The organism is Polaromonas sp. Polasp52 (genome assembly GCF_059491565.1).
Genome location: NZ_CP168513.1, coordinates 1513452 through 1525698, shown reverse-complemented (window position 1 = coordinate 1525698; position 12247 = coordinate 1513452). Strand labels below are relative to the sequence as shown.

Genomic DNA, 12247 nt, shown 5'->3' with positions numbered 1-12247 from the left:
GTTTTTGCTCCGGCGGTGTGCTCGCCTCTGAGAGCTGCTGGCCGGGGTGGCCCGGCGGCCAGTAACTTTCTTTTGCTTCGCCAAAAGAAAGTCACCAAAGGTCACGCAGTGGGGATTCGCTCACTTCGCGAAGCGAAGTTACGCGAATACCAAAAGGCGACCCGCAGTCTGGGTCCCTACGCTGCGCTACGGGCAACCTGCGCTGCTCGACTGCGGAGGGGGTCTGGCTAAACTCGCTACGCTGCGCTTCGCTCAAACAACGCCAGCCCTTATCCCTCCTCCGTCTGCGCTGCTCGGCCCAGCCAGGACGGGGAAGTCCGAAATACCCAATACCAAAATGCAGAACCCCAATACAAAACAAGGACACGCCATGGCGTGTCCTTGTTTTTTCAGGTATTCGGTTTTTGTCTTCGGCTGTTTGGTATTTCTGTCCCCACCCCTTGTGGATGCGCCGAGGAGCGCAGGGCCAGACGGATCAGGGATCGCGTTGTCTGAGCGAAGTGAAACGTAGCGAGTTTAGCGAGACCCCGGCTGGACCGAGCACCGCAGGTTGCCCGTAGCGAAGCGGAGGGACGCAGCAACCAGGGTCGCCTTTTCTTTTGCTTACTTTTGGTGTTTGCGTAACTTCGCTGCGCGAAGTGAGCAAACCCCGCGCGCGTAGCGCGCCTTTTGGCGAATAAAAGAAAACCCGCTTTGCGGGTTTCGATAAAAGTGAGTAGCCGCCGGGCTACCCCCGGCTCCGGAACCTAAACAAACATCAACACCCCAATACACAAAGAACCTTCGATACCTCAGCCCGACCGGTGAAGCGGGAACGGCTTCGACAGGCTCAGCCCGATCTGGAGGGCTGAGCCTTCAAATCATGCTTCCCCAAAGAAAACGAAAGCGCATAGACGCCATGCGTCATGCCCGCAAGCGCCCCCGCGGCCTCGAACCGCCGCGGCGACAGCTCGTTCGCCAGGGCGAGTTGCAAGGCCTGCGTCTCATAAGACGACAGCAGGACAATCCAGTCGGCGACGGCATCCCCGCCGCGGATTTTTTGCTCTTGTGTCATGGCTGCCTGCGGCGTTCTGGTTTGCAGCAGGTGCGCCCCGACGATGCCCCTGCTTTCCGCCAGGTGGGCCAGCCGTTTTTCCAGCCAGGCCCGCAAAGGCCCTGCCTGGCCGTCCGCGGGCGACAGGCGGATCGTCAGCATCGCCTTGCCCAGTCCGGCGCCAAAACTGCCCAGCAGCTGGCACTGGCTGCGCACCATGTTCAGGTGGTGCGGCATCATCTTCGCCGACCATGGCGTCGGGTTGTTCAGGCTTTGCAGGTAGCCGGCGGAGGTGAGGGTTTCATACGATGCCAGCTCATACATCACAAAAAACCCCGTTCCGCCGTCAACATGTGTCCAGCGTGAGCCGCGCAGAAAGCCGTCAATGCCCATGCGTTCCGGAAAGTGTTCGCGGGAGTGCCACTCCTGGAACTCCTCGCGTTGCGCGGGCAGGATGTCCCACCACATGGCGACCGCAGCATTGCCTAAAAGTGCCATCTCGTCGAACCTCCGTAGAACTTCAGTAGAGCCTCAGTAGAACCAGCTTGCCGGAACCGTGACCAGCTTGGGGAATACCACCATCAAAAACATCACCGCGAACTCGGCGATCATGAATGGGACGACACCCTTGGTGACGTCGTCCATGCTGATCTTGCCGACACCCGCCACCACGTTGAGCACCGTGCCCACCGGCGGCGTCACCAGCCCGATCGAGTTGTTGATGATGAACAGCACGCCGAAGTAGACCGGGTCTATGCCCGCGGCCTTGACCACGGGCATCAGCACCGGCGTCAGGATCAGGATGGTGGGTGTCATGTCCATCGCCGTGCCCACCAGCATCACCAGCACCATGATCGCCGCCATCAGCAGAATCGGGCTGCCCATGAAGGGCTTGAGCAGGTCCACCACCATGCCCGGCAGGTTGGCGACGGTGATCAGCCAGGCGCTGACCATGGCCGCGGCGATCAAAAACATCACGATGGCGCTGGTCTTGGCCGAGGCGACGAACACGCCGTAGAGCTGCGAGAGCTTGAGCTCGCGGTAAATGACGGTCGAGACAAACAGCGCGTAGACGGCGGCCACCACGGCCGCCTCGGTGGGCGTGAACACCCCCATGCGCAGGCCGACCAGAATGATGACCGGAAGGATCAGCGCCCAGGTGGCGTCGCGAAAGGCCTTCATGACCTCGGCGCCGCTCCTGCGCGGCGGCGGCACGATGGCCTCGCGCCGCACCAGCCAGGCCCAGGTGATCCAGAGCGCGCCGCCAATCAGCAGGCCCGGCACCACGGCCGCAAAGAAGAGCTTGGAGATCGACACATTGGCCGCCACGCCGAAGATCACCAGCCCGATGCTGGGCGGGATCACCGGGCCGATCACGCCCACGGAGGCGATCAGGCCGCCGGCGCGCTTCTTGTCGTGCCCGGCCTTGACCATCATCGGCAGCAGCAAGGCGGTCAGCGCGGCCGCGTCGGCCACGGCCGAGCCCGACAGCGCCGACAGCAGGCAGCCCGCCATGATGGTCACGTAGCCCAGCCCGCCCTTGACGTGGCCGACCAGCGCCAGCGCCAGGTCGACAATACGGCGCGACAGGCCGCCGACGTTCATGATCTCGCCGGCCAGCATGAAGAAGGGCACGGCCAGCAGCGGGAAGCTGTCGGCGCCCCCGACCAGGTTCTGCGCCAGGATCTGCGCATCGAACAATTGCAGGTGCCACATCAGGGCGACACCGCTGGCCAGCAGCGCAAACGCGATGGGAATGCCCAGGGCCATGGCGGCCAGCAGCGAGCCGATAAAAATGAAGATGGTCATGGCCGCGCCCCCACGCTGTTGTCCTGCTGGCGCGCATCGTCCAGCACCTGCTTGAGCTGCACCGCCTCTTCCGACTCCTGCACCATGACCAGTTCCTCATCCGACAGCCGGCCGGTGACGGCCTTCCACAAATCCAGCAGCAGCAGGCCGCAGGCCAGCACGCCAAACACCAGGCCCGAGAGGTAGACGATGGACATGCTCCAGCCGGTCGTCGGCGCCGTCACGTCCCAGTTGATCTTGACCTGCTCCCAGCTGCCCATGGCCAGCAGCACCACGATGAAGATCATCAGCACATGGCCGACGATGAGGCAGATCTTCTTGCCGATGACCGGCAGCTGCCCCACCACCATGTCCATGCCGAGGTGGCCGTGTTCACGCAGCGCCACCAGGGCGCCGAGGAAGGTGCCCCAGATGAAGAGCCAGCGCGACACCTCTTCAGACACCGTGATGCCCGAGTTAAAGCCGTAGCGCAGCACGACGTTGCCGAACACCAGCACGACCATGACGGCCAGGCCGAGCGCGATCAGGAACTCGATGCCTTTGCAGGCCTTGTCGACGAAGGTGTCCATGTCAGTTTTGCGCGATAACGGCCTGCGAAGGGGCCTGCGCTTCGCGCGCGATATCGGTCACGACGCGAAGGCCCTGCAGGTAGGAGCGCGGGCCGAAGCCCTGTATCGTGCCCTTCACGGCCGGCGAGATGATCGAGTGGTGGCGCCAGGGCTCACGTGTCGCGAGGTTGGACATGTGCACCTCGACCACCGGGAAGGGCATGGCCTTGATCGCGTCATGCAGCGGCACGCCGTGCTGCGTGAGCCCGGCGGGGTTGACCAGCGCGCCCTGCGCCGTGTCAATGTGCTGGTGCAGGAAATCAATCAGCGCCCCTTCATGGTTCGACTGAATGGTCTCCAGCGTCACGCCCAGCTCCCCGGCCAGTGTTGCCAGCATGTCGTTGATCTGTGCGAGCGTCGTGGTGCCGTAGATGTGGGGTTCGCGCCGGCCGAACAGGTTCAGGTTCGGCCCGTGGAGGACAAGTATTTTCATGGGGCTCAGGGCTTTCAGAACTTCACCATCAGAACTTTGAAACCCGCTCCAGCTCGGACTTGAAGAGCGTCACGACGGTCGGGTCGTACGCGGCGGAGAACTTGTCATAGACGGGCCGCACTTCGGCGCGCATCTTGGCCAGCTCGGCGGGCGGCACGTCGTTGTAGAGCATGCCCTTGGCCGTGAGCTCGCCCAGGGCCTTGGCCGAGACTTCACGGCTGACCACGCGCTGCCAGTTTTGCGCTTCGATGGCGGCGTCCTGCAGGATCTTGTGCTCCGTCGCCGAGAGCTTGTCCCAGAAGCGCTTGCTGATCTGGACCGGGTTGGTCGCGTAGACGTGGTTGGTGCCGCTCACGTACTTCTGCACTTCGTAGAACTTGCTCGAGGCGATCACCGCGAAGGGGTTTTCCTGGCCGTCCACCGCCTTGCTCTCGAGCGCGCCGTACAGCTCGGCAAAAGGCATGGGTACCGGGTTGGCCTTGAAGGTCTTGAAGGTTTCCAGGAACACCGGGTTCGGGATCACGCGCAGTTTCAGGCCTTCCAGGTCGGCGCCCTTCATGATGGGGCGCTTGCTGTTGGTGACGTTGCGAAAGCCCAGGTCGAAAAAGCCCAGCACGATCACGCCTTTTTCAGGCAGTTTGGCGGTCAGCATCTTGCCCAGCGGGCCGTCGACCAGCGCGTCGGCCTGTTTCGCATTGGCAAAGAGGAAGGGAAAGTCGAGCAGGCCGAATTCCTTGACGATGCCGTTCAGCGACGTCGTCGAGGCCACCAGCATTTCCTGCACGCCGCCCTGCAGCGCGGACTGCTGCTGCAGCTCGTTGCCGAGTTGCGAGGCCGCGAATTCCTGCACCTTGATCTTGCCGCCGCTCTTGGCGGCGACGATCTCGGCGAACTTGCGCACGCCCAGGCTGGTCGGGTGGTCGGGGTTGTTCAGGTGGCCAAACTTGATGGTGCGTTCCTGGATGTCCTGGGCCAGGGTGGGCATGGCCGCGGCCATCAGGGCGGCAACAAGGGTGAGTGTTCTGCGGCGAACGTGCATGGTGAGGTCCTTTTGGGGTGGTGCCTGGGGGCTGCTGTCAGGGGGACTGGCGATGTCGCTGGTGTCCGGTGCCGCAGCACACGCTGCAGGCCGAAGGCATCATATTCGTGAAATGGAAAGTCTTTCCATTATGGAAAACCATTACCATTATTCAATTGCGACCCGGTCCGGGCCATGGCCCAATCGATCAAACCCACATATATATAGAGAGGGCCCAGGCCGATCCCCCAGGAAGCGGCCGGCCCGGCGCATCGCAGAGCCCTGACACCGTCAAGCCAAAGAGTCCCACACCATGAGCAACCTGCTGGAAAGAAGCTTTAACACCCTGGAGCAACTCGCCGCCCACCCCGAGGGCATGACCGTCTCCACCATCGCGGCTACCTTGAACATGCCCCTGAGCGCCACGCACCGCCTGCTGGCCGAGCTGTGCCGCTGCGGTTATGCGCGCCAGGTGCGCGAGCAGGGTGAGTACGTGCTCACCATGAAGCTGGTCTCACTCGGCCTGGGTTTCTTGAGCGCCTCAGGCGTCGTCGACGTCGCGCAACCGCTGCTGGACCACCTGGCCGAAGAATCCGGCGAACTGGTGCGCCTGGCCGTCGTCGACGGCGACGAGCTCACCTTCGTCGCCAAAGCCCAAGGCGCCCGCCGCGGCCTGCGCTACGACCCCGACATGGGCCTGTCGGTGCGTTTGTCGTGCAGCGCAGCCGGCCACGCCTGGCTCTCCACCATGAGCGATGAAGAAGCCTTAAGCCTGGTCGCCAAACAAGGCTTCGGCCAACCCAAAGACTACGGCCCCAAGGCCCCCACCACCGTGAAGGCGCTGCTCACGTATATCCAGACCGCACGCAAACGCGGCTTCAGCATGATCAACGAGGTGTTCGCCCCCTCCATGACGGCCATGGCCGCGCCTGTGTTGTCACCCACGGGCGCGATAGGCGTGGTCACGATCGCGGGGCCGCTGGTGCGGTTGACGGAGGCGCGTATGGAGGAATTGGCTGAAGCCTTGAAGGCGACGGCTGATGAGATTCGGGCGGCTAGTGGGGCTTCTGGGATGTTTAAGAAGAGGGCGTAGGGGTGTGGCGGTTGACGCAGCGGCCTCTTCGTGGTTCCCAGCGAATCTGACGTGTAGTAGGCTAGCGTGACTTCGGTGAAGGGGTGCCCAAACCAGATTTGGTGATGGGAGCTAGAGGCGAATCAATTTAACTAAAAGATGAGCGATCCCACATACCAGCTCCCTCAGGCAATCAAACGTGCTGCAAAGCATGGTCAGTTGGTTGTATTTCTTGGTGCAGGTGCATCGATGCTATGCGGTAGCCCTGATTGGAAGGGGTTCGCGAGTCAGGTTGTCGCTGCATTGGAGGACGGGAAACATTTAAATTTCCTTGAGGCCGAGCAGCTCAAAGGAATCGGAGATCCGCGACGAACTCTATCAATAGCTATGGCATTGGCTAGAGAAAAGGAAATGCAGATCGACTTTGAAAAAATCCTGCACCCACAATCCAAGGCTATCGGAATTGAGCTGTACAAATTATTGGCAGATCTGCGCCCGGTTTTTGTAACAACCAACTATGACAAATGGCTTGACGCTGACGTGCCGGATTCTCCCGTCGACACTGAAGCACCCGACGATTCGATTCCCGCCAAGAGACCTGATAAAAGAACTTCTTACTACCTGCCTGAGCATCTAACAACAGACCTATTCGTGGAGAGAGGTGCTGTGATCCATCTTCATGGGTCTTATGCGGATGCGAAGTCCATGGTTGTCTCTCTGAAAGACTACATAACCCATTACGCAGATGATCGAGTGCGAAACTTCTTAAAGGAAATGTTTCGTAGTCATACCGTTCTGTTTGTAGGCTATGGACTCGCTGAGCTTGAAGTTCTTGATCACATTATCCGTTCGAACGAAAAAATCACATCGCCTGGTAAATCAAAGCCCAGCCATTTTTTGCTTTATGGGCATAGATCAAGCGAGGTAACTCAGACCGCTTTCTTGTCACGTTTCTTCGAGGAGCAATGTGGCGTTCAACTAATTCCATACTGCATTGACAAAAATGGATATGCCGAGCTGGTTGAGGTATTTAAGGCGTGGGGACCAGAATTAGATGTACGTGACCCGACCTTGCTGGATCTGCATGCGCATCTAGACGCTTATATCAAAGATGAATATATATCGACCCAGAGGGAGTCGGCTATACGTATGGTTCAACAGCATCCGGAGTTAACGGCCTATTTTCTAAACTCAATAAAGCATCCGATTTGGTTCTCGGATGTTGATAAGGCCGGATTTTTTGATTCCAAATTTAATCCCCCGGTGACCCTAGCAGAAGAACAGGGGCGGACGTTATATCAAGCGGAGGGATGGCCTGCGCTACGCTTCCTGGAGTCTATTTCTAGTGACGTTATTGGTGATGACGCACGGCGTATCGTCGAAATCATTCGAGAGATCACTAAGGACGCTGAGGAAAAAGGTATCGACAACTTTCGCACATGGTGGTCGTTATCAACCATATTTTCTCAACTGCCTTTAGATGCTATTGATGTGAGCGACATCGCTCTGGCGCGAACATGGCTAAAAACCAATTTCGATGCTAGGTTAGTGGGTGCAGACCTCGGCTCAAAGCTTCTTCCTCGACTACTTGACAGTGAATTGCAGGTCGACTGGGGGAAAGCTCTCGAGCTAGTGGACATTTTGTTCACTCTTAAGCCTAAGGAGGCCTCGCAATGACTGGGCGCGAAGGAATTCTGGGAACTTATGAGCTGAAACAAGCATTCAAAAAGTCCGCGAGACGGCTTGGTGAGAGAGGTGGATTGCCCGCCGTCCAGCTACTCGCCCGTCGTTATGAAGAGACCATTGGATCGCCAGAGGAGGATCGCTATTGCTATATCTGGAGGTCAGCAGTCGAAGAACATGATCAGGACGAGCACCACGATGATTTTCGGTCAGTTCTTGTAACAACCATTCGAGATGCTTCGCTAGCCGTCACCAAAAATACAACTGAGGACGGTGCTGCTACCGCCAGTTACCTCTTGAAATCTCAATATCCCATGCTCGTAAGGGTGGGGCTCTTTTTATGTGCCGAACATTATGGGATCCTGGGGGACACGTTTTGGAAGTGCTTCAATCGGCGATGGTTGTATGAGTTGTCTTATTGGCATGAATTTTTCTGGCTGGTGAAGAAGAATTTCGCTCGCTTTAACCCCGAAGAGCGTCGGAAATTTATCGCGAGCGTTGTCGAACTCAAAGGCGACTGGCAGGGCGATAAGAAAAAAGACGAATGGGATGAAAAGCAGCGTCGCGACGTGTTGCATCCCGCTGTTGGTTTAGGGGATGCTGAAGTTGATCGTCTTTACAGTGAACTAGTCGCGCGGCATGGAGCCGTTCGTGAATATCCGGACTTTCACTCTTACTCAAGCGGTGCTGAATCGATCGGTGAGAAAAGCCATGTGACCGTCGATCAAGTGGTTGCCATGTCAGATACGGAGTTTGAAGTGTGCATGCGCGACTTTGTTCCAGAAAGCAATGCATGGAATGGCACAACGTATCGAGGCTTCGCTGAAACTATCGCTGCTGCTGTTCGTTCAAGCGATGATGGGTTTTCGAGTCGAATTTCGCTATTTCTTGATGCTAAGAGACCATACCAGCATGGACTATTAAGTGGATTGAAAGACCGCTGGGCCATAGACAAGAACTCTGTCGACTGGATCGCGGTTTTAGCGCTCATCAAAAAAATTGTGAGTACTAAGTCATTTCAATTAGATTTGCTTGCGTCTCATGAAGAGAATTGGGAGCCAACAATTTTCTGGGTGGTTACCGATATAGCTGATCTTCTTAAGGTCACGGCGGCAGGAGACTCCCTCCCGATAGGCCCCGCGATACTTCGAGGCAGTTTTGAATTGCTTGTGAAAATTGTTGCTCTAGTGCCGGGACGCAGTTTTCATCCTCAAAACGATGCTGTGTCCCATGCAATTAACTCTCACAAGGGGAGAGTTATCGAAGCATTGATCCATGTATCTCTAGCAATCCGGAAAATTGAGAATGGTAGAACTTCAAATGCGAGGAGTGTTTGGAGGAAATTGGAACCCGTCCTGAACAATGAATTGCTATCGGCAGAGATCGGGGAGAACGTCGAATTCTCTGCACTCGCAGTAATTTACTGCGTGAATCTGCACTACTTAAACTCGAAGTGGGTAGAGGAAAATTTCAATCGCATATTCACAATTGAGAATACGACTTCATGGCGTAGTGCTGCTCAAGGATTCGCGTACGTCAATCATCATTACAAGTGGTTGTATGAGCGCTTAAGTACCGGCGGGCATATTCGCCGAATGATCTTCGACTCCGAATTGCCCGATGCTGTTGCGCGAAAGGCGTTGCAGTTTTTGGGCTTGGCTTATCTCGAGGAACAGGAAGACTTGCTACCAGGTGGCCTACTTCACGAACTCGTATCAGAGTTTAGGGAAAAGGAACTTTCGCAGTTGTGTTGGTTCTTCTGGACTATGCGCGGTACGCAGAAAAAAAGTCCAAAATATGTGCTCCGAATACTCGATTTTTGGAAGAAGATTTCCTTCTCGATTAGAGCGTCAGGTGGAGAACATGAAGCAATCCAATCTGCGCTCAATCCCTTAGCAGCATACATTGACGGATTGCCAGCGGATATTGAAGAAATTTGGACTGAGGCTGCGCCATACGCCCAGGTTGGGCATCACGGTTACATACTCATGGAGCACCTTGCCAGACTGGCTTCGAGCTATCCTGATCAAGTAACAAGAATCTTCAAGTCTGCTCTTACGGGTTTTTTGCCAGACTATCGAGCCGAAGATGTTATTCGTTGTGTTCTGAGTATTGCAGACGCAGGACACAATGAAGATGCCCAATATATATGCAATGCCTACGCTGAGCGTGGCTCTACTCTTCTAAGTGAAACGTATCAAGATCTTTTGAAGAGAGAACTAGGCGATCCTGATCCCTAAGTTGAGGCTGCCCCCACAAACGGCACAGCCCCCTCCACAGTCTCCCAAATAAACCGCCCCGAGGGGCTGTTCTGCTCTTCGACAATGTGTGCCACCAGCCCGGCCGCGCGTGAAATGACGGCAAAGCCGCGCATCACGGCGGTGGGCACGCCGATTTCCCCGAGCAGCGCCGCGACGGCGCCGGTGGCGTTGATGGTGATGGGTCGGCCCGCGACTTCATCGACGGCCGCTGAGAGTTTCTCCAGCGCACGTATCTTGTCCCCAGCCAGTTCGGGTTCGGCGCGGGCCAGGTCCAACAGCTTGTAGGCGCGGGGGTCTACTGGCTTGTGCAAATGGTGGCCGAAGCCGGGGATAGGGCTTTTGAGGGTTTTGTAATGCTGGGCAATGGCCATGGCTTCGGCTTCGGGGTCGGCTGCTGATGCAATGCGGTCCAGCAGGCCTGAGCAGTTTTCCATGGTGCCTACAAAAGAGCTACCCACGGCCAGCAGGCCGGCGGCGACTGCGCCTTGCAGGTTTTCGGGGGCGCTCATATAGACCAGGCGGGTGGAGATGGCGCTGGGCGTGAGGCCGTGTTCCATCAACACAATGAGTACCGCGTCGGTGATGCGCAGGTCCACGCCGCGGGGTGTGCGGTTCAGGATCTGCATGAGCATGACTTCGGTAAAGGTCTTTTTACCCATCAGGTCTTGCACCAGGTCGGCATTGCGGTAGTGCAGGCTGGTGAGGGTGTGGGTGCACAGGCTGGTGGCGGGCTTGGCCTGGGGTTTGGTGCTGCTCATGGGAAGGGGTCTTTCATCATCATGAAGTTGTGGCGGCATCGGCAGCGGCAAGGGCCTGGGCACGCACGGCGCTTTTCAACACCTTGCCGACTGGTGAGCGCGGCAGGCTGTCGTGGAAGTGGATCAGCTTGGGTGTTTGCACCGGGCCCAGGCGTTCGCGCACAAAGGCAATCAGCTCGGCCTGGGTGGCCTGCCAGCCGGGGCGCAGCTGCACGGCCGCCTGCACGGCTTCGCCCCATTTGTCGTCGGGCAGGCCGAAGACCGCGCATTCATGCACGGCCGGGTGCTGGCCCAAGGCGTTCTCGACATCGACGGGGTAGACGTTAAAGCCGCCGGTGATGACCAGGTCCTTGAGCCTGTCCTTGAGGTAGAGGTAGCCGCGCTCATCGATGAGGCCGCGGTCGCCGGTGTGCAGCCAGCCGTCCACAATGGTTTCAGCCGTCAGGCCGGGCAGGCGCCAGTAGCCCGACATCAGCAGATCGCCGCGCGCCACGACCTCGCCGACCTCACCCGAGGGCAGCAGCTGGCCGCCGGGCGCCATGATGGCCACGTCGCTAAACCAGGCGGTGCGGCCCACGGAGGCCCAGTTGCGTTCGTCCTCAAAATCTTCGGGCCGCATCACCGTCAAAATTTGCGGCGCTTCGGTCTGGCCGTAGGTGGTGCCCAGCACCGGGCCGAAGAAGCTGCGCACTTCGCGGATTTTTTCGGGCGGCATGGGGGCGCCGCCGTAGATCAGGCGGCGCAAGTTGGGGAAGTCGGCGCGCGATGCGCCGGGCAAGGCCATCAGCATGTACACCAGGGTGGGCGGCATAAAACTCACGGTGCCGCCCTTGTGCTGGAAGGCCGCGCGCACGGCCTCGGCGCCCGCGCCGGCCAGCAGCACATGGCAGCCGCCCTGGGCCAGTATGGGCAGCAAGTAAGTCGAGGTGCCGTGGGTGATGGGCGCGGCCACCACATAACGTTCGTTCTCGTCAAAGCCCCAGGCCTGGACCTGGTTGCTGATGGTGGCCATCCAGGCGCGGTAGGTTTGCATCACGCCCTTGGGCAGGCCCGTGGTGCCGCCCGTGAACTTGATGGCCTGCGTCGCCTCGGGCGACAGCGTGAAGCTGGGGCGTGCCGCGCCCGCGTGCCGCGCGCTCAGGGCCGCCATGCTGGGCGCGCCGTCATTGCCGGCCACGCCGCAGTAAATACGTCGGCCCGGCGCGCCTGCCAGCAGGGGCGCGCAGTCGGCGTCCAGGATCAGGATGCTGGGCTCGGTCGCGTCAATGATGCGGCGGATTTCTGGGGCTGTGCTTTTGGGATTGAGCGGCACCCAGGTCTTGCCGCAGGCCAGCACGGCCAGCAGCGCGGCAATGTGTTCGCTGCTGTTGCCGGCGCAGATCGCGACGCGGCTTTGCGGTTCAGGGTCTATCTCCATCAGCGCGGCGGCAAAGGCGGATACCCATGCGGCCAGCGCGTCGTAGCGCAGCGTGCCTTCGGGCGCGTCGATCGCGGTGCGCTCGGGCCAGCGCTGGGCGGCGCGCCAGAAAAAATCAATCGGGTTCATGTGGCGGTTCTCTCTTTTTCTCGGTT

General features: G+C 58.8%; 10 protein-coding genes. 3 read left to right on the top strand and 7 right to left on the bottom strand.

Features of this window, described 5'->3' with window-relative positions:
- Window positions 1–829: 829 nt before the first annotated feature.
- Genes ACEN9P_RS07115 through ACEN9P_RS07095 form a run of 5 tightly spaced genes read right to left on the bottom strand, consistent with a single transcriptional unit; the run spans window position 830 to window position 4922 of the window.
- Window positions 830–1531 (bottom strand): hypothetical protein, encoded by a 702-nt coding sequence (locus ACEN9P_RS07115; RefSeq protein WP_495621514.1) that lies wholly within the window; start codon window positions 1529–1531, stop codon window positions 830–832.
- Between the two features lie 33 nt (window positions 1532–1564).
- The gene (locus ACEN9P_RS07110; RefSeq protein WP_495621513.1) at window positions 1565–2842 is read right to left on the bottom strand and encodes a TRAP transporter large permease subunit; all 1278 of its coding nucleotides are present in this window, start codon (window positions 2840–2842) and stop codon (window positions 1565–1567) included.
- Entirely contained in the window at window positions 2839–3411 is a 573-nt protein-coding gene (locus ACEN9P_RS07105) for a TRAP transporter small permease (protein WP_495621512.1), read from the bottom strand. The genes ACEN9P_RS07110 and ACEN9P_RS07105 overlap by 4 nt, the downstream gene beginning before the upstream one ends.
- A gap of 1 nt (window position 3412) precedes the next feature.
- Complete coding sequence (locus ACEN9P_RS07100; protein WP_495621511.1) at window positions 3413–3883, bottom strand: type II 3-dehydroquinate dehydratase; 471 nt, start codon at window positions 3881–3883, stop codon at window positions 3413–3415.
- A gap of 28 nt (window positions 3884–3911) precedes the next feature.
- Entirely contained in the window at window positions 3912–4922 is a 1011-nt protein-coding gene (locus ACEN9P_RS07095) for a TRAP transporter substrate-binding protein (RefSeq protein WP_495621510.1), read from the bottom strand.
- Window positions 4923–5214: 292 nt separating this feature from the next.
- Here ACEN9P_RS07095 and ACEN9P_RS07090 point away from each other — a divergent pair, with 292 nt between their 5' ends.
- The 3 genes from ACEN9P_RS07090 (at window position 5215) to ACEN9P_RS07080 (ending at window position 9896) form a co-directional block, all read left to right on the top strand.
- The gene (locus ACEN9P_RS07090) at window positions 5215–5994 is read left to right on the top strand and encodes an IclR family transcriptional regulator (RefSeq protein WP_074580329.1); all 780 of its coding nucleotides are present in this window, start codon (window positions 5215–5217) and stop codon (window positions 5992–5994) included.
- A gap of 138 nt (window positions 5995–6132) precedes the next feature.
- Complete coding sequence (locus ACEN9P_RS07085) at window positions 6133–7650, top strand: SIR2 family protein (protein ID WP_495621509.1); 1518 nt, start codon at window positions 6133–6135, stop codon at window positions 7648–7650.
- Entirely contained in the window at window positions 7647–9896 is a 2250-nt protein-coding gene (locus ACEN9P_RS07080) for a hypothetical protein (protein WP_495621508.1), read from the top strand. Before ACEN9P_RS07085 ends, ACEN9P_RS07080 begins: the two co-directional genes overlap by 4 nt.
- On the opposite strand, the gene ACEN9P_RS07075 is transcribed toward ACEN9P_RS07080, so the two are convergent.
- Both ACEN9P_RS07075 and ACEN9P_RS07070 read right to left on the bottom strand, forming a co-directional pair.
- Window positions 9893–10675: a citryl-CoA lyase gene (locus ACEN9P_RS07075; RefSeq protein WP_495621507.1), complete on the bottom strand. Its 783-nt coding sequence runs from the start codon at window positions 10673–10675 to the stop codon at window positions 9893–9895. The two genes, ACEN9P_RS07080 and ACEN9P_RS07075, sit on opposite strands and share 4 nt — an antisense overlap.
- Before the next feature lie 19 nt (window positions 10676–10694).
- The gene (locus ACEN9P_RS07070; RefSeq protein WP_495621506.1) at window positions 10695–12221 is read right to left on the bottom strand and encodes a class I adenylate-forming enzyme family protein; all 1527 of its coding nucleotides are present in this window, start codon (window positions 12219–12221) and stop codon (window positions 10695–10697) included.
- Between the last annotated feature and the right edge of the window lie 26 nt (window positions 12222–12247).

Bases quoted from the DNA above. Each gene is read 5' to 3' on its own strand.
- ACEN9P_RS07085 (WP_495621509.1), top strand. From the start codon at position 6,133: ATGAGCGATCCCACATACCAGCTCCCTCAGGCAATCAAACGTGCTGCA.
- ACEN9P_RS07070 (WP_495621506.1), bottom strand. From the start codon at position 12,221: ATGAACCCGATTGATTTTTTCTGGCGCGCCGCCCAGCGCTGGCCCGAG.
- ACEN9P_RS07090 (WP_074580329.1), top strand. From the start codon at position 5,215: ATGAGCAACCTGCTGGAAAGAAGCTTTAACACCCTGGAGCAACTCGCC.
- ACEN9P_RS07080 (WP_495621508.1), top strand. From the start codon at position 7,647: ATGACTGGGCGCGAAGGAATTCTGGGAACTTATGAGCTGAAACAAGCA.
- ACEN9P_RS07115 (WP_495621514.1), bottom strand. From the start codon at position 1,531: ATGGCACTTTTAGGCAATGCTGCGGTCGCCATGTGGTGGGACATCCTG.
- ACEN9P_RS07095 (WP_495621510.1), bottom strand. From the start codon at position 4,922: ATGCACGTTCGCCGCAGAACACTCACCCTTGTTGCCGCCCTGATGGCC.
- ACEN9P_RS07100 (WP_495621511.1), bottom strand. From the start codon at position 3,883: ATGAAAATACTTGTCCTCCACGGGCCGAACCTGAACCTGTTCGGCCGG.
- ACEN9P_RS07110 (WP_495621513.1), bottom strand. From the start codon at position 2,842: ATGACCATCTTCATTTTTATCGGCTCGCTGCTGGCCGCCATGGCCCTG.
- ACEN9P_RS07075 (WP_495621507.1), bottom strand. From the start codon at position 10,675: ATGAGCAGCACCAAACCCCAGGCCAAGCCCGCCACCAGCCTGTGCACC.
- ACEN9P_RS07105 (WP_495621512.1), bottom strand. From the start codon at position 3,411: ATGGACACCTTCGTCGACAAGGCCTGCAAAGGCATCGAGTTCCTGATC.